This window comes from Pandoraea terrigena, from assembly GCF_902459705.1.
GTDB classification, from domain to species: domain Bacteria; phylum Pseudomonadota; class Gammaproteobacteria; order Burkholderiales; family Burkholderiaceae; genus Pandoraea; species Pandoraea terrigena.
In genome coordinates, this window is the sequence record NZ_CABPRU010000010.1 from 167,743 (window position 1) to 183,709 (window position 15,967).

14 protein-coding genes and 1 pseudogene are annotated in these 15,967 nt (G+C 65.1%); 5 read left to right on the plus strand and 10 right to left on the minus strand.

The genetic code is table 11. From position 1 onward, the window contains the following. Nucleotides 1–7 precede the first annotated feature (7 nt). The 6 genes and pseudogenes from PTE31013_RS18800 to PTE31013_RS18825 form a co-directional block, all read right to left on the minus strand. Nucleotides 8–283, minus strand: a pseudogene (locus tag PTE31013_RS18800) (integrase core domain-containing protein); the annotation flags it as partial. A 98-nt stretch (nucleotides 284–381) separates the two neighbouring features. Next, nucleotides 382–1,239 carry an alpha/beta fold hydrolase gene (locus tag PTE31013_RS18805; protein ID WP_150614280.1) on the minus strand — a complete coding sequence of 286 codons (858 nt, stop codon included), beginning with the start codon at nucleotides 1,237–1,239 and terminating at the stop codon, nucleotides 382–384. A gap of 99 nt (nucleotides 1,240–1,338) precedes the next feature. Continuing rightward, nucleotides 1,339–2,601, minus strand: coding sequence for a 3-(3-hydroxy-phenyl)propionate transporter MhpT (gene mhpT / locus PTE31013_RS18810; protein ID WP_150614281.1), 1,263 nt, complete (start codon nucleotides 2,599–2,601; stop codon nucleotides 1,339–1,341). 132 nt (nucleotides 2,602–2,733) lie between these two features. Beyond that, on the minus strand, nucleotides 2,734–3,519 hold the full coding sequence (gene mhpD / locus PTE31013_RS18815) for a 2-keto-4-pentenoate hydratase (protein ID WP_150614282.1): 786 nt from the start codon (nucleotides 3,517–3,519) through the stop codon (nucleotides 2,734–2,736). 35 nt (nucleotides 3,520–3,554) lie between these two features. Beyond that, nucleotides 3,555–4,514, minus strand: coding sequence for a 3-carboxyethylcatechol 2,3-dioxygenase (locus PTE31013_RS18820; RefSeq protein WP_150614283.1), 960 nt, complete (start codon nucleotides 4,512–4,514; stop codon nucleotides 3,555–3,557). A 2-nt stretch (nucleotides 4,515–4,516) separates the two neighbouring features. Next, on the minus strand, nucleotides 4,517–6,364 hold the full coding sequence (locus PTE31013_RS18825; RefSeq protein ID WP_150614284.1) for a bifunctional 3-(3-hydroxy-phenyl)propionate/3-hydroxycinnamic acid hydroxylase: 1,848 nt from the start codon (nucleotides 6,362–6,364) through the stop codon (nucleotides 4,517–4,519). Between the two features lie 312 nt (nucleotides 6,365–6,676). Here PTE31013_RS18825 and PTE31013_RS18830 point away from each other — a divergent pair, with 312 nt between their 5' ends. Both PTE31013_RS18830 and PTE31013_RS18835 read left to right on the plus strand, forming a co-directional pair. Further along, complete coding sequence (locus PTE31013_RS18830; RefSeq protein ID WP_246174711.1) at nucleotides 6,677–7,540, plus strand: DNA-binding transcriptional regulator; 864 nt, start codon at nucleotides 6,677–6,679, stop codon at nucleotides 7,538–7,540. A gap of 268 nt (nucleotides 7,541–7,808) precedes the next feature. Then, nucleotides 7,809–8,825, plus strand: coding sequence for an RHS repeat protein (locus PTE31013_RS18835; RefSeq protein WP_174978630.1), 1,017 nt, complete (start codon nucleotides 7,809–7,811; stop codon nucleotides 8,823–8,825). Here the strand turns inward: PTE31013_RS18835 and PTE31013_RS18840 are convergent. Both PTE31013_RS18840 and PTE31013_RS18845 read right to left on the minus strand, forming a co-directional pair. Next, nucleotides 8,809–10,299, minus strand: coding sequence for a sensor histidine kinase (locus PTE31013_RS18840; RefSeq protein ID WP_150614286.1), 1,491 nt, complete (start codon nucleotides 10,297–10,299; stop codon nucleotides 8,809–8,811). The two genes, PTE31013_RS18835 and PTE31013_RS18840, sit on opposite strands and share 17 nt — an antisense overlap. After that, nucleotides 10,296–11,039, minus strand: a complete 744-nt coding sequence (locus tag PTE31013_RS18845; protein ID WP_150614287.1) for a response regulator transcription factor — start codon at nucleotides 11,037–11,039, stop codon at nucleotides 10,296–10,298. The genes PTE31013_RS18840 and PTE31013_RS18845 overlap by 4 nt, the downstream gene beginning before the upstream one ends. A gap of 257 nt (nucleotides 11,040–11,296) precedes the next feature. On the opposite strand from PTE31013_RS18845, the gene msrB reads away from it, so the two are divergent. The 3 genes from msrB (at nucleotide 11,297) to msrA (ending at nucleotide 14,680) form a co-directional block, all read left to right on the plus strand. After that, nucleotides 11,297–11,881, plus strand: a complete 585-nt coding sequence (gene msrB / locus PTE31013_RS18850; RefSeq protein WP_246174713.1) for a peptide-methionine (R)-S-oxide reductase MsrB — start codon at nucleotides 11,297–11,299, stop codon at nucleotides 11,879–11,881. Nucleotides 11,882–11,957: 76 nt separating this feature from the next. Next, nucleotides 11,958–13,790, plus strand: a complete 1,833-nt coding sequence (locus PTE31013_RS18855; protein WP_150614288.1) for a cytochrome c biogenesis protein DipZ — start codon at nucleotides 11,958–11,960, stop codon at nucleotides 13,788–13,790. A 101-nt stretch (nucleotides 13,791–13,891) separates the two neighbouring features. Next, complete coding sequence (msrA, locus tag PTE31013_RS18860) at nucleotides 13,892–14,680, plus strand: peptide-methionine (S)-S-oxide reductase MsrA (RefSeq protein ID WP_150614289.1); 789 nt, start codon at nucleotides 13,892–13,894, stop codon at nucleotides 14,678–14,680. Between the two features lie 55 nt (nucleotides 14,681–14,735). Here the strand turns inward: msrA and PTE31013_RS18865 are convergent, their stop codons facing one another. Beyond that, nucleotides 14,736–15,113 (minus strand): VOC family protein, encoded by a 378-nt coding sequence (locus PTE31013_RS18865; RefSeq protein ID WP_150614290.1) that lies wholly within the window; start codon nucleotides 15,111–15,113, stop codon nucleotides 14,736–14,738. 162 nt (nucleotides 15,114–15,275) lie between these two features. Further along, nucleotides 15,276–15,959 carry a helix-turn-helix transcriptional regulator gene (locus tag PTE31013_RS18870; RefSeq protein ID WP_150614291.1) on the minus strand — a complete coding sequence of 228 codons (684 nt, stop codon included), beginning with the start codon at nucleotides 15,957–15,959 and terminating at the stop codon, nucleotides 15,276–15,278. Nucleotides 15,960–15,967 lie beyond the last annotated feature (8 nt).

Genomic DNA, 15,967 nt, shown 5'->3' on the forward strand with positions numbered 1-15,967 from the left:
CACCGACCTAAGCTTCTTGCGCTTTTTCGAACGCTATCGGGTTGACGTAGCCGAGCGTCGAATGCCGGCGCGTCGGGTTGTAGAACCGCTCGATATCGTCGAACACATCGGCACGCGCCTGCTCTCGGGACAGATACACTTTACGAGCCGTGCGCTCAGTCTTCAATGAACTGAAGAAGCTCTCCATCGCGGAGTTGTCCCATACCTCGTCGGCACGGCTCATGCTGCACGTGATGCCCTGCTCCTTGAGCAGCGCCTGGAAGTGTTCGCTCGTGTATTGGGCGCATTCAATCGGGGGAGACGTCGCTGCTACGGGCGCCCCACCCGCCGGTGCGCGTATGGGGCCTCCCCGAGGGAAAACTTGCGCTGACCGTCCCAACTTCAATGCGCCAGGAAATCGAGGACCATGCGATTGAAGGCGTCGGCGTGCTCCCACTGCACCCAGTGGCCACAGCGATTGAACACGTGCAACTGGGCGTTGGGCAGCCCCGCCAGCAGGCGCAGACCGACGTCCATTGGAACGAAGCGGTCTTCGCGTCCCCAGACGATCAACGTCGGCGCAGCGATTTCGCCAAGACGTGCGCCGTAGTCCGTGAACGGCTTCGGGTTCGCCGCGAGGCTCTTCACGAAGTTCTCGAGATGTTCGCGCGACGCGAGCATGTTGTCGAGCCGCGCCTGCATCAGATCGTCGGTGATCGCGCTGGCATTGAAGACGAACACATTCATCATGCGCTTCAGATTCTCAATGGTCGGCTCCTTGTACAAGCCGTTGAGCAGCTTGATGCCTTCGGTCGGCATCGCCACGAACTGGCTCGGGCCGCCAGTGCCGCCGCCCATCAGAATCAGCTTGCCGACACGCGCCTGGTTCGACAACGCAAATGCCACCGTGCTGTGCCCCCCCATCGAATTGCCAATGATGTGCACTCGCTGGATGTCCAGCTCGTCGAGCACGGCCTTAAGCACACGGGCGTTGAGCTCCGAACGCGATCCGGTGTTGACCACGGGATCGCTCTTGCCCCAGCCAGGGCAGTCAACGAGCAGCACGCGATAACCGGCGTCAACCAACGGTTCGACGTTTCGGTTGAAATTGGCCCAGCCCGTGGCGCCGGGCCCCGAGCCGTGCAGCATCACGACCGTCTCCGTACCGCTGCCGGTGTCGTTGTAATGAATGCGAAACACGGTGTCCGCGTCGCGAATGGTGACAAAGCGGCTTGTCGACGCTTCAGTGATTGCCGTCATGATGACCTTCCTTTACCAGAATCGAAGAATCCGAGAATCGGAAACTCAGAGATTCAAGAATTCAAAACCTGAAAATTGCAGCACTTCGGGAGCGCGTATTCAACGTCCCGGCTGAACTACGCCCGCCACGATGCGCGGCTCGAACGTGCCCACGACGGTCAATGCGGCGATGGCGGCGATCACGATCAGTGGAATGCTCGACGACACGAGCATCGACGCGCTCTGCCCCAACGCAAGCAATTGCCCCGCGATCAGCGGTCCGAGAATCGAGCCGAGCCGGCCGATCGCCACCGCTGCGCCAACGCCCGTTCCGCGAGTTTCGGTGGGATACGCCTGTCCCGCCATCGAATACAGCACCGACTGTCCGCCCACGAGAAACAGGCCGCAGAAGAACGCACCGCAAGCCATCGTCAACGCACCGATGGCGCTCGACAGCCCAGCCAGCGACAACGCAATGCCGAGATACATGCCGATCACCGTCAGGCGCGGCGAAAAACGGTCCATCACGTTCGAAATGCCGATGGCACCGAGGCCGCCACCGATGTTGAACATCATGATCGCCACGCCCGCCTGTTCACGGGACAATCCGTTGGCCACGACCATCGACGGCAGCCAGTTCATCAGGAAATACAGGACGATCAGCGTGCCGAGATAGCTGAGCCACAGCGCGATGGTCGTGCGCGTGCGGCCTTCCTTCCACAGCGCGTGCGTTACACCGAGTGTGGCGTTCGGCGCTGCGGCATTCGATGTCCGTGCGAGGCGCGCTTCGACGAATTGCGCGGACTCGCGCAGACACAGGCCAAGCAACGGCACCATCAGCAACGGACCGAAGCCGCCGACGTAGAACACATGACGCCATCCTTCCTCGCCCGGGCTGACGATGCCGATGACGGCCGCGAGGGCCGCACCGAACGGCATGCCGCAATACATCGCGCCCACGGCGCTGTTCCGATGCCCCTGCGGCGCCGCTTCGGCACACAGCGCGATGAGGTTGGGCATGGCAGCGCCAAGGCCCAGACCGGTGAGAAAGCGCGCCGTCAGCAGCGATTCGAAACTCCACGCGTGTGCCGTAAGAAGCGAGAAAATGCCGAACAACGCGACAGACAACATCAGCACGCGTTTGCGCCCCCAGCGATCGGCCAGCCGTCCGCCTAGCGCGGCGCCCGGCAGCAGTCCGATGGCGCCGGCGCTGAACGCCCACCCCATCTGCGCCACGCTCAGACCGAACTCCTTTGCGATGCGCGGTGCTGCCACGCCAGCCGATTGCAGATCGAGGCCTTCGAGCAGTGCGATGGCCAGACACAAACCGATCGTCGCGAGGCTTCCCTTCGAGGCCGCGACGCTTTGGGATGATGCATTCATTGCTGAGTCTCCAGATTCACGAAGTCCGCTCTTGATGGCGGTCATGGTGTCGATGGCGAAATCACCGCGATGGCGGGTGATGCCGGTATTGCCCTGTAACGCTGATGGATCGGATGCCGAACGCGACCTGCCTCACGCAAAGGCGGCGCGCACGCTGCCCAGTCCCTCGATCTCGGTGACGAACGTGCCGGCTTGCGTGACGGGCACCATCGGCCCAAGCGCACCGGTGAGCACGACCTCGCCCGCACGCAGTGGCGTGCCGAGCTGTGCCATGCGGTCCGCGAGCCAGACGGCGGCATTGAGCGGATTGCCGAGGCACGCCGCGCCGTTACCGCGCGACAGCACTTCGCCGTCGCGCGAGAGGGTCATCGCGCAGGCAGTGAGATCTACATCCGAGAGCTTCACGGGACGGCTGCCGAGTACGAACAGTGCACTCGACGCGTTGTCGGCCACGGTATCGACGAAGCGGATATTCCACTGTTCGATGCGACTGTCGACGACTTCCACGGCCACCACGGCGTAGGCGCTCGCGCGAAGAATGTCAGCGAATGTGTGCTTCTCGTGCGTCAGGTCACGCTCGAGTACAAGCGCGATTTCAGCTTCGATCTTCGGCTGGATAAGGCTGGCAAGCGGCATCGGCTGCGCATCGCCGCGTGCCATGCTCGCGAACAGCGCGCCGAAGTCAGGCTGGTCCACACCCAGTTGCTTTTGCACGGCCAACGACGTCAGGCCGATCTTGCGACCGACAATGCGCTCGCCATCGGCCACTCGCGCGTCGACATTGCGCTGCTGCACCGCATAGGCGGTGGCCATGTCGTCGAGCGCGATCTCGCCGCGCACGGGCGCAATGGTTTGACGTGAGGCTTCCGCCTGGCGAAGGCGGTCGGCAAGCGTTTGAATCAGTTGGGCATTCGACATCGGAAAATCCCCTTGTTTGGTCTCGTTTCTCGTGATCAGGCCACTGCGGCCAACGGCGGTTGCGGCACAGCGTGCATGGCAGCAAAACCCGCAATCCATTCGGGAATTGGACGGTAGTAATCGACGCTCGCGCGGTACTCGCCGTAGGCCGCGAGCATCGCGAACGCGGCAACCCACGTGCGGATCTCGTGCGCGGACTTGCCGCCTTCTCGCGTAATGGTGTCGTTGCTCATCGCGTCGACGGCGCGCCAGTCGCGGTCTGTCAGGGTTTTCAGGAAATCGCAGTCCCATTGCGGATTGAGCGGATGCATATGGCTGTCTCCCGCCGTAAAGGCCTTCGCCGCGGCGACGGTGCGCGCCTGACGCGCCGCACGGGATTCGGCCGACGGATTGCGTCCGGCAATCAGACGCTCGGCGACTTCTTCGGTCGCGCCGATGAGCCCGGGCACAGGAGGCTCATGCGAAATGCCGCCGGAGCCGACCACGAGCACGCGCTTGTCCGTTTGCGCGAAGAAGCGGCCGATTGCATCGCCAAGCAACCGTGAGCGGCGAAGCGTCGCCATCGGGGGCGCGACCGAGTTGATGAATACCGGCACGACGGGATAGGCATCGAGACTGCCCGTCAGGACTTCCAGTGCATAGGCGAAACCGTGGTCGACCTGCATGCGGTACGACAGGGCAACGTCGATATCGCAGGACAACACGTGCTCCGTGAGTGCGTGCGCGGTGTTCGACGGCACGGGCAGCGTGCCTGCGAGGCTATTGAAGTCACCAATGGCCGTGGCCTGCGCGCCAATACAGAACGGCGGCATGACGTCATAGAAAAAGCCATTGAAGTGGTCGGGCGCGAACACGACGACAAGCTCCGGGGCGAACTGGCGCACACGCTCTCGCGCAGCCGCCTGTACGCGGCCCACTTCCGAGACCACATCATCGGCGGGGTCGAAATAGCCGTGCAGCGGCGTGTGGGACAGGCATTCGAGATGAATCGGCATTCTCAGGCTCCGGCAACCATGGCTAACGCGATGTCGCTTTCGACGCGCTGGGGCACCGGCGAGAGTCCGCTCGTCACGAGACGGATCGGGTCGTCGGCGAGCGCCGCCTTGCGGGCGAGTTGCACAAGTGAGTCCGAGACTTCCTGCGGTGCGCATACCCCCGCAATGAAGCGGTCCGGGCGCATCAACACCACCGACTGAGCGCGCGCACCGAACCACTCCTTGAGACGGCCCTGCGCATCACCGATCGTGACGACACCTTCCGGCACGTCGTCCATATAGCCGAGCTGGGTGTCCGGCTTGGCGAGCACGAAGCGAACGCCGAGCTTCTGTGCGACGGCACGTGCTTCCGGCGTCAGACCGAATGTAGGATCGGCCCCCCAGCCGATCACGGCGAAGTGATTGCCGATGACGTCGTCGAGACGCTTGGTTTCCCCGTCGATCGTTCGCACTCGCGGCTGAATGAAGAGACGCCCCGCCGGGGAGTTGGCAGACGGATCGCGGCCGTACACCCTCCGGCCGAGCCAGGACTCGCGCTTCTGGCTCATCAGGCCGAGCAGGCGGCCCGGCGCCGAATTGCCCGAACGCTCAAGCAGCCGCGCGAGCCATCCGCCGGTGCTCGTTGGTGGCGGGAGCAGGACCACACCCTCTTCGTAGCGCGGCATCGGCTTGAAGCGCATCTCGACGAAGTAACGTTTGACGGACGGAAACCAATTGAAGCTGCGCACGAAGGCGTCGCGAAAGCGCACGCCAAAGCGCGTGGTCGGTGCGAAGATGTCGCCCGCCACTTCGGACAGATGGATCATGGCGCGCGCATGCGCACGGCGCTCGGCCGTGTAGGTATCGAGCAACCCGTCGTGGCACTGGCCCTTCACGACCATCGCCAACTTCCATCCGAGATTGTTGGCGTCGCGAATGCCACTGTTGTAGCCCTGCCCCTGCCACACCGGCATGATGTGCGCGGCGTCGCCCGCGAGCAGCACCCGCCCGACTCGGAACGTTCCGGCCAGCCGCGCGTTGTGCGTGTAGACCCGTTTTCGGATGTAGTCGACCTTGTCGGGATACGCGACCGCCTTGCGGATCAGCGCCGCCAGATTTTCCGGCTTCGACAATTCCTCTTCCGTCTCACCCGGCATCACCATGAATTCGAAACGACGAATGCCGTGCGGCAGCGCGGCCGATACATATGGGCGCTCGTGATCGCAATGCAGGTACACGTGTGGCGAGCCGACCGGGTCGTTACGCACGTCGACCACGATCCACTGGTTCGGCTTGGTGCGCCCTTCGAACGGCACTTGCAGCAGGCGGCGAATCAGGCTGTTGCCGCCGTCCGCGCCCACGACGTAAGCCGCGCGAACCGTGCGCGTTTCGCAATCACTGGTGCACGTGGTCAGCGTGACGCCGCGTTCGTCCTGAGTGCAGGCCTCCACGCCATGACCGAACAGCACCTGAACGTGCGCGAAGCGCTCCAGGCCGTCGAACAGTACACGGTCGGCCAGCGGCTGGATGAACGCATTGCGACGCGACCAGCCGAATTCGTCGGTGCGCGGCTCGATCGACGCAAAGCAATGGCCGTCGCGCGTGAGAAAGCGCATCCAGTGATCGGGCGTGGTGTGCGGGAGCAAGGCATCGGTGAGGCCTACTGCCTGAAACACGCGCAGCGCTTCATCGTCGAGACCGATCGCGCGCGGGTAATCGATGAGCTGATCGAGCTTCTCGATGATTGTGACGCGCACGCCTTGCAGGCCGAGGATGTTGGCGATCATCAGCCCGACGGGGCCGGCGCCGACGATGGCGACGTCGGTTGTGATGTCGGCCACGGCATTGGACGCATTGACGGATGCAGCCATGTGTCTCACTCCTTTACTTTTCTTGGGCACAAGCGCGCCCCCGCGCCGGTTCCGCGCGTACTGATGGCGTGCTGCTGTAGGTCAATCGGTGGCGGATCGTGGTGTCCGCTTGTTTTCGCTTCGTTGGCTCCGGTCGGGCCAGGATCCGCTGTCAAACGACTCGCCTTCGGCAAATGTCGTTCGGACGGATTGGGACGGCGTCTCCGTTAGTGTTCTGATTTTCTGTGGAGTCTAGGCAGGTCACGAAATGCGTTCAACAATTTCACTGAAATGTGCATAGAATGCACAACATTGATTTACATGGACTTTTCGATGAGCAAGTATCCGAATGTGCGAGGACTGTCGCGCGGGTTATTGGTGTTGCGAGCGATGAACGTCATGGAACGGGGTCGCGCAACGCCTGCGCAACTGAGCGAAGCCACCGGCCTGCATCGCACGACCGTACGGCGTTTGCTCGAGACCTTGCTGGAGGATGGGTTCGTGAGACGCAGCACGTCGGACGACACCTTTCGGCTGGCACTCGCCGTGCGCTCGCTCAGCGAAGGCTTCACCGACGACGAGCGTGTCGCGACCGTCGCTCCCCCCATCATGGGGCAGTTGATGCAGCGCGTCGTATGGCCATCGGACTTGACCACACCGGATGGCGACGCCATGATCATTCGCGAGACAACACATCGCTTCAGCCCGCTGTCGTTTCACCGTGCGATGGTCGGCCGTCGCCTGCCGATGTTGTTCACCGCCGCCGGACGCGCCTACTTCGGCATGTGTCCCGACACGGAACGCGAAGACATTCTCGACTTGCTGCGCACACGCGCCGGTGGCGAGTTGCAGCAGCGCTTCGCCAGCGACGACGCCTTTATCCGCAACCTCGTGCGACAAACGCGCGACAACGGCTTTGGCTCGAATCACGGCGACTGGCACGACCAGCGCAAGATCGGTGCCGTGGCAGTCGCTATCCCATCCGAAGGTCGTGTGCTCGCCAGTCTGAACGTGATCTATCTCGATCAGACCGTGAGTCCCGCAGATGCCGTGCGACGCTTCGTGCCGCCCCTGCAAGACGCGGCCACGCAAATCGCGGCGGCGATATCGACGAAAGCATCAACCTCGCTGTCGCCGTCACCGGATACGCCGCCGCCTGCACCGTCGACCGAGCGACTCGCTTCGATAAAGCGATAGCCCTGGTCGAGGACCAGACAGGCTGCTTGCTGCTTGAACCCGGGGACAACCACGCCGGCGCGAGCGAGATGCAGCGCATCGTGACGCGCGTGTGGGAAGACGTCAGGTACGGTTCCGAGCGATGCCGACGGGTGCGTCGTCCAGAGCCGGTACAATCGGGAAAAAATTCCTTCGGCAAACCCTTCCGATGATGTCAGCTTCACCCAATCGCCTTATCCGTTCGGTCTCTTGTGCCCGCCCAGTGCGGGGCGCGTTGGCACTGGCAGCCTTGGCTGCAGCGCTCGCCGGCTGCGCGGGTCCCCGGCCGCAGGCCACGCCGGCGACCCCGCCGGCCGCCAACGCATCGAGCCTCGCCCCCACGAATCCACCGCGCACCGCCGACGCGCCGCAGGCGTCCGCTGCGCTACCGTGGTGTGTGCAGCCGTCGCTGCGTGAGGAAGACGATCTGATGCGCAACTTCGGCGGCATTCCCGCCGGGGTTCGCCGCATCGAAGAAACGCGCTTCATCGCCAGCTACGATCGCACCACCGGCAAGGTCGGCCCGCTCGACAACGGCAATCACTTCGTGATGGATTTCGACGCGCAAGGTCACCTGCTCGCGAGTACCGACCGCGGTCGCTACACCTACGACGCCGACGGCCGCCTGCATAGCATTGACGGTGCCCCTGTCGACTGGCAGAGTGCCGACGCCTGGATCGTGCACGGCACCGCCCGTCGCCCAGCGTGGAAGGAGCAGGTGCGTCAGGAGAACGACGGGCAGTTGGCGTGGACTCGCAGACTCGTCGTCGCCGCCGACGCCGCGCATCGTCACCCCACCGTCAGCCTGCAAGCGCGACGGTTCGACGACGAATGCTTCGTGCTCTCCCGTCAATGGACGGCGCCCAACGAAGCGCGTCAGGTCGTCACGGCCGACGGCAAGGTGCGTCCGGCGCCAAAGGTGGTCGCCTACCGGACGTTCGCGAGCGTAGAGCGCAAGCCGGACGGTGGCCGCGTCGTGCACGACAACGGCGCCGCAGCCTTCATCGACGGTCAATGGCTCGCGCTGGCGTGGGACAACGAGGTCTCGGAATACTCGGCGCGTCATGAACTGACGCGCGTGACCCGCACCGACGCCGCCACCGGCAAACGCCATGTGTCCGAATACCACTACAAGTACGACGCGCGCGGCAATATCGTGCGCATCGTGATCGCCTCACCGGCCGCGCCCGGCGAGAAGGTCGACCCATTCGCCAATGTGTTCGTGCGCAAGCTGACCTACTTCAACCCACTCACGTCGGCAAAGTAAAGCGGAATGTCGCCCCCTGCCCGGCTCGGCCCGGCGTGTCGACCAGCGTGATGCGCCGGCCGTGCAATTGCAGGATGCGATGCACGATGCGCAAGCCCAGTCCGCCCTCCCGGCGGGCGCCGCCCACGGTGAATGGCCGTTCGAAAAGGCCTTCGCGCGCGGTCTCGGGGATGCCGGGCCCCGTATCGCTCACCAGCACCTCGATGTCGGCGCCGACCGGCGCCACCGCCACCGTAATCTCACCGCCCGAAGGCGTATAACGCAGCGCATTGTCGAGCAGGTTCGTGAACACGCGCTCGATCAGGCCGAGATCGGCGCGCGCGACCGGAATCTGCGGCGCGAGCCGGGCGCGCAACGCGACCCCGCGCGACTCGGCACTCAGTTCGAATTTCTGGAAGACGTCCTGGATCAAATCCGTCACGGAGAACGGCTCGGCCTCCGGCTGCACGAAACCATGTTCGAGACGGGCCAGTTCGAACAGCGACTGCGCCAGCGCGCCGACCTTGCGACTCTGATCCAGTGCGATGCCCAGATAGCGGCGCCGCTCGGCAGGGGTGAGCGTGGCGTCTTTGAGTGAAAGCGTCTCGAGATAGCCATGCAGCGACGAGAGCGGCGTGCGCAAATCGTGCGAGATGTTGGCGATGAGTTCGCGGCGCTCCTGATCCTGACGCGTGAGCGTGCGCCACTGCGTGCCCAACCGCTCGACCATCTGCCGGAAGGTGCGCTCGAGCACCACGATCTCGTCGTTCGGTCGTGCCTGCTGCAACGCCAGTTCGTCCGCCGACACCGCCGGCAGCGGCACGGGGGCCGCGTCGATGTCGAACTCGCGCACGGAATCCGTCAAGCGTCGCAGCGGACGCGTAATCAGCGCGAACGCCGCCAGACCGGCAATCAGGCACAGCGCCGCCACCAGGCCAATCGACCAGAGCGCCGTCGTGAGCGCAGCGCTCGTCGCCCCGCGCGCCGCGAAGCGGTCGTGCGCCTCGCCGACCAGCACGACGTAGACGTAACCGACCTCGCGGCCATCCACGCGCAGCGGCGCGGCACTGAAGACCTTGCGCACGTCGGTGTTACGCGGATCGTCGCCGTAGATCGGCAATGCCTCGCCATCGAGCAGCCGATGCACCGGCGCGAGGTCGACCTGCGTTCGCCGCAGATGGCCTTCCGGCGCCGCGTGACCGGTAATGCGCCCCTGCATGTCGAGTAGATACACTTCCACGCTCGGATTCACGACCATGAGCTGCCCGAACAAACGCCGCACGGCGTCGGGCTTCATGCCGTTCGCGTCCATGAGCTGGGCGTTCGCGGCGATGTGCTCCGCGAGTCCGCGCGAGAGTCCCTGGATCACTTCGGCTTCGTGCATGCGATTGGCGCGCACCTGCATCCACGCCGACGTACCACAGCACACCAGCAGCAGTGCCGCGAACACCAGCGACAGGCGCTGTGTGAGGGTGAGATTCCAGCGACGCATCATGCGCCTCCTGCCTCGGCACCCGTGCCGTCGGGCCCGCCCTCGTTGGCGAACTTGTAGCCGCGCCCCCAGACCGTCAGAATGCGCGTGGGCTGCGTCGGATCCGCTTCGATCTTGGCGCGCAGGCGATTGATGTGCGTATTGACGGTGTGCTCGTAGCCCTCGTGCTGATAGCCCCATACGGCATTGAGCAGGTCCATGCGAGAGAACACCTTGCCGGGCTGGCGGGCGAAAAAGTACAGCAGGTCGAATTCGCGCGGCGTGAGATCGAGCCGCTTGCCGCCGAGCAACGCCTCGCGGGCAATCGGATCGATGAACAGCCCCGCCGTCGCCAGGCTGCCCGCCTCCATGCGTGCGTTGCGCGCGAGCGCGTCGACCCGCCGCATGAGCGCCTTGACCCGCGCCACCAGCTCCAGCACCGAAAACGGTTTGGCCAGGTAGTCGTCCGCGCCCAGCTCCAGCCCGAGAATGCGATGCACTTCGCTCGCGCGCGCACTAATGATGATGATCGGCGTATAGCGGGTCATCGCCCGCGCACGACGGCAGATTTCCAGTCCGTCGACGCCGGGCAGCATCAGGTCGAGGACCAGCGCATCCCAGCCGCCCTCGGACAGTCGTCGAAGGCCTTCATCGCCATCGGCACAATGCACGACCTCGAACCGCTCGTCGCGCAGATGCAGCGTGAGCAGGTCGGCGATATGCACGTCGTCTTCGACGAGCAGAACACGGCGCGGCGATTCCATCGCAGGCACGACTCCTGGAAAAGTGGGTCTTCAAGGCCCCATTGTGCGCAGTTCCCGCACCGCGAGGTATCACGAATTGTTTAATTTTACGTGAGGACTTTGCCATCGCTGGCGCACTACCCTTGAATCATCGATCCGGCACGAATGCCTGCCGTGCTTGCGGTGGCCACCGACCCGAACCAACGCCGTCGCGCTGCCCTGCCCCCGTGACGGCGGGCCCACCCCACGCCGGATCGCCCTACTGACCGGAGGATCTCATGCGTTTGTCCGATACCCCACCGCGCAAGCCCTCGCGCCCCCGTGCCGCAGCGACCGGCTCGACGCCGTCGCGTCGCGCGTTCCTGCTGAGCGCCACCGCCGCGGCGGCTGCCGTCGCCGCCGGGCTGGTGCCGCGTCTCACACGCCCCGCGCATGCCGACGATGCCCGCCGCGCCAGCGATCCCGAGCACTTCGAGGTCGCCTACAGCGACGCCGAATGGCGCAAGCGCCTGACGCCCGCCCAGTATGAGATCCTGCGTCGAGAGGGCACCGAGCGCCCATATTCGAGCCCGCTCAACGACGAACACCGCGCCGGGACCTTTGCCTGCGCCGGCTGTGCGCTGCCGCTCTTCTCTTCTCGAACGAAGTTCGACAGTCACACGGGTTGGCCGAGCTTCTGGATGCCGCTGGACCACGCCGTGAGCACGCACACCGACACGACCTTCGGCATGATCCGCACCGAAGTCCATTGCCGGCGTTGCGGCGGCCACCTGGGTCATGTGTTCGACGACGGTCCGAAGCCGACCGGCCTGCGCTATTGCATGAACGGCCTCGCCATGACGTTCCTGCCGCAACCCGCCTGAGCCCCATGCCTCAGCCAATATCCACTGACTCACCTCCGTCTCGCCCGGCCATCGGGTGCGGCTCAAGGAGCGCTTCATGACTTTGCTCATCCTTGCCTACCTCGGCGGGATTCTGACGATCGTCAGTCCGTGCATCCTGCCGGTGCTGCCGTTTGTTTTCTCGCGGGCCGGCCAGTCCTTCTCGCGCAGCGTGTTGCCGATGCTCGCGGGCATGGTGCTGATGTTCGCGCTGGTGGCGACGCTCGCCGCCGTCGGCGGAAGCTGGGTGGTGCAGGCGAACCAGTACGGCCGCTGGCTCGCGCTCGCCCTCGTCGCGCTGTTCGGTGCGACGCTGCTCTTCCCGAAACTCGCCGAACGGCTCACGCATCCGCTCGTGTCGCTGGGCGACCGTCTGTCCCAGTCCGCGCAAGGCGGCACCACGGCGGGCGCTCGTCCGGGGGCGTCGTTCCTGCTCGGCATTGCTACCGGCCTGCTCTGGGCGCCCTGCGCCGGACCGATTCTCGGACTGGTGCTCACGGGCGCGGCGCTGCAAGGCGCCAGCGTCGGCACCACGCTGCTGCTCGCCGCCTACGCGGCCGGTGCCGCCACGTCGCTCGGGCTGGCGCTCGTCGTCGGCGGGCGCGTGTTCGCCGCCATGAAGCGCTCGCTCGGTGCGGGCGAATGGATTCGTCGCGGGCTGGGCGGGCTGATGCTCGCCGGCGTCGCCGCCATCGCCCTCGGTCTCGACACCGGCGTGCTGGCGCAACTCTCGACGGCGTCAACGGGCGGCATCGAGCAGCGGCTCGTCGACCAGCTTGGCGCTGGCCGCGCCGCCACCACGGCCAGCGCCAATGCACCAACCGCAAATGCGACCGGTACGAGTGCCGCCCCCCGCGCCGCCGGCCCGTCCATGATGCCCGTGCGCGACACGACGATGGCCGCCGCCGATGTCCCGGCGCCGTTGCCGGTCGAAGGCCAGTTGCCGTCGCTCGACGGCGCCGTGCAATGGCTGAATTCGCCGCCGCTCACGGCGCAGGCCCTGCGCGGCAAGGTCGTGCTCGTCGACTTCTGGACGTATTCCTGTATCAACTGTCTGCGCACGCTGCCCTACGTGAAGGCCTGGGCGCAGAAGTACCATGACCAGGGCCTCGTCGTCATCGGCGTACACGCCCCCGAATTCGCGTTCGAGCGTGACATCGGCAACGTGAAAAAGGCCGTGCACGATCTGGGGGTCGACTACCCGGTTGCCATCGACAACAACTTCGCCATCTGGCGCGGTTTCCACAATCAGTACTGGCCGGCGCATTACTTCATCGACGCCCAGGGTCGCGTGCGTTACCACCACTTCGGCGAAGGTAATTACGCCGAGTCGGAACGCGTGATCCAGCAACTGTTGCGCGAGGCCGGCGCCAGTCAGGTAGCGAGCGGCATTGCCAACGTGCAGGCCAGTGGCATCCAGCAAGCGGCCGACATGCGCGACGTTCGTTCTCCGGAGACCTATGTCGGCTACGAGCGCGCCGAGAACTTCGCCTCGCCGGGCGGCGCCGTACACGATCAGGCCAGCGACTACCGCGCGCCATCGACACCGTCGCTGAACCAATGGGGGCTGGCTGGCGACTGGCGTGTGGGTCCGGAACGCGCCACGTCCATGCAGGCCGGTACGCGCATCGTCTACCGCTTCCATGCGCGTGACCTGCACCTTGTCCTCGGCCCGAATGCCAACGGTCAACCGGTGCGCTTTCGCGTCACGGTCGACGGCCGGGCGCCCGGCGACGCCCACGGTACCGACGTTGGCGCCGATGGCGCCGGCATCGTGGCCTCGCAGCGGCTCTACCAGTTGGTACGACAGTCGGGCGACGTGCGCGACCGAACGTTCAGCATTGAGTTTCTCGATCCAGGCGTATCGGCCTACGCCTTCACTTTCGGTTGAGGTCGATGCGGTTGGGAAGCGCGTGCCGCGCCTGCGTCCTCAATCCTGATGAACCCATTACCCCTGCCACCAAGGCGTCCAGCAACGCCGGGAGTTTTCAGATGAACCGATTCCATTCCAATCACCGGTCGCAAGTGCGCGACAACGCCACCGGCCACTCGCCGCGCCGCGCGTCGCCGGCCTGGCGCGTAAGACATGTGCTGCTCGGCGTCGTTGCCGCCGGGGCACTCGTCTGGCAAGTGGGCGCGTATGCCTTCGGCGGCGCCGAGGCCGCCGTCGTCATTGCCGCACCGAAGCTCGACGAGCCCGCCACGGGTGCCCACGTCGAGACGGCCGTGTTCGCCGGCGGCTGCTTTTGGGGCGTACAAGGCGTGTTCCAGCATGTGAAGGGCGTGACGAAGGCCGTATCCGGCTACGCAGGCGGCACGGCAAAGACGGCCGATTACGAAACCGTCAGCAGCGGTGCGACGGGCCACGCCGAATCGGTGGAAGTGACGTTCGACCCGCAGCAAGTCTCCTATGGGACATTGCTGCAGATCTACTTCTCCGTCGCGCACAATCCGACCGAACTCAATCGTCAGGGCCCGGACACCGGCACGCAATATCGCTCGGCCGTGTTCCCGATGAACGACGCACAGCGCCGTGTCGCCGACGCGTACATCGCGCAGCTCAATGCCTCGCACGTCTACAGCAAGCCCATCGTCACCCACCTTGAAAAGTACACGGGCTTCTATCCGGCCGAGTCCTATCACCAGGATTTCCTGGCCGAGCACCCGATGTATCCGTACATCGTCATCAACGACCTGCCGAAGGTGAAGGACCTGAAGCGCCTGTTCCCCGCAAAGTTTCGCGACACGCCCGTGCTCGTGAAATCCGCCACCGCGATGTAAGGCGCGCACGCGGCGAGGCACACAGGAGGCCCGCGCACCTCGCCGCAGGCTCACCTCACCGCGGCGTGTCGGCGAGCTTGTACACGCGTACCCGGTGACCATCCGGGTCGGACGCCACGAACGTGCGACCGAAGTCCATCGTCGTGGGCGCCTGCAGGATCGTGATGCCTCGCGCGCTCCAGTCCTCCCACATGGCGTCCACATGCGCGTTGGACGCCACCGGCAACACGATCTCGCTGCCGCCGGGCGGGGCGATGGCCGTCGGTGCCACGCCATAGCGCGCCCACAACCCGAGCTTCAGCCCCGAAGGGAACACGAACATCGCAAAGCCGGGCGACGCTTCGACCGGCTCGAGGTCGAACAAATCGGCATAGAACGCCGCACTTTCAGGGGGACTCGAAACATACAAAATGACCAAATTCGGATGCAGCATGACTCGCTCCTGTCGAGGATGATGGATGACGTTCCGCCCGGCCGGTCCCCGCATCCGCGGTGCCGTCGTGCGCTGTCATGAATCACATCCTACAAAGCGATACTGTCAATTTTTGTCAGCAGCAGAACGACGCATGCGAGGCGTCTCCAGGGCCGGCGGAACTTACCGATTGCCCGTCGTTTCGCGCCACGTCTTGAGCAACGCGCGCCGCCCGCGTGGGTAGCGCGTCTCGCTCACGGTCAGCGCCTCGATGCGATCGGCGCGGAAATGGCGGAAGTCGTCGCGCAGTTCGCACCACGCGACGATCATGCGCATGTGGTCGAAGAAGCCGAGCGCGAACGGCCAGATGACGCGATCGGACCGGCGGCCCGCTTCGTCGCGATAGGACAACTGAAGTTTTCGCTCGGCGCGAATGGCTTCGCGAATGACCGTCATGTCGACGATCGTCGGCGGTAGCGGTTCCCCCGGCGCGATGAGCAAGGTCGATGCCTCGAGCGACGAGCGCAAGTCCGACGGCAGCACCGCCGCGATCTTGGCCAGCGCATTCGCGCCGGCTTCGGCCAGGGCGCCGTCGGTGCGTCTGGCGACCCACCGCGAGCCCAGCACGATGGCCTCGATTTCCTCTTCGGAGAACATCAGCGGCGGGAGCAGGAAACCCGGCTTCAGGACGTAGCCCAGCCCCGGCGCTCCCTCGATGTGCGCGCCCTGCGCCTGTAACATGGCGATGTCGCGGTAGAGCGTGCGCAGGCTCACGCCGAGCGAGTCGGCCAGCGCCGCGCCCGCCACCGGGTAGCGGTGGCGGCGCAGCAACTGCATCAATGAGAACAGACGTTGTGTGCGGGACATGGCGCGTC

Bases quoted from the DNA above. Each gene is read 5' to 3' on its own strand.
- PTE31013_RS18830 (WP_246174711.1), top strand. From the start codon at position 6,677: ATGAGCAAGTATCCGAATGTGCGAGGACTGTCGCGCGGGTTATTGGTG.
- PTE31013_RS18855 (WP_150614288.1), top strand. From the start codon at position 11,958: ATGACTTTGCTCATCCTTGCCTACCTCGGCGGGATTCTGACGATCGTC.
- PTE31013_RS18825 (WP_150614284.1), bottom strand. From the start codon at position 6,364: ATGGCTGCATCCGTCAATGCGTCCAATGCCGTGGCCGACATCACAACC.
- PTE31013_RS18820 (WP_150614283.1), bottom strand. From the start codon at position 4,514: ATGCCGATTCATCTCGAATGCCTGTCCCACACGCCGCTGCACGGCTAT.
- mhpD (WP_150614282.1), bottom strand. From the start codon at position 3,519: ATGTCGAATGCCCAACTGATTCAAACGCTTGCCGACCGCCTTCGCCAG.
- PTE31013_RS18870 (WP_150614291.1), bottom strand. From the start codon at position 15,959: ATGTCCCGCACACAACGTCTGTTCTCATTGATGCAGTTGCTGCGCCGC.
- mhpT (WP_150614281.1), bottom strand. From the start codon at position 2,601: ATGAATGCATCATCCCAAAGCGTCGCGGCCTCGAAGGGAAGCCTCGCG.
- PTE31013_RS18865 (WP_150614290.1), bottom strand. From the start codon at position 15,113: ATGCTGCATCCGAATTTGGTCATTTTGTATGTTTCGAGTCCCCCTGAA.
- PTE31013_RS18840 (WP_150614286.1), bottom strand. From the start codon at position 10,299: ATGATGCGTCGCTGGAATCTCACCCTCACACAGCGCCTGTCGCTGGTG.
- PTE31013_RS18805 (WP_150614280.1), bottom strand. From the start codon at position 1,239: ATGACGGCAATCACTGAAGCGTCGACAAGCCGCTTTGTCACCATTCGC.
- msrA (WP_150614289.1), top strand. From the start codon at position 13,892: ATGAACCGATTCCATTCCAATCACCGGTCGCAAGTGCGCGACAACGCC.
- msrB (WP_246174713.1), top strand. From the start codon at position 11,297: ATGCGTTTGTCCGATACCCCACCGCGCAAGCCCTCGCGCCCCCGTGCC.
- PTE31013_RS18845 (WP_150614287.1), bottom strand. From the start codon at position 11,039: ATGGAATCGCCGCGCCGTGTTCTGCTCGTCGAAGACGACGTGCATATC.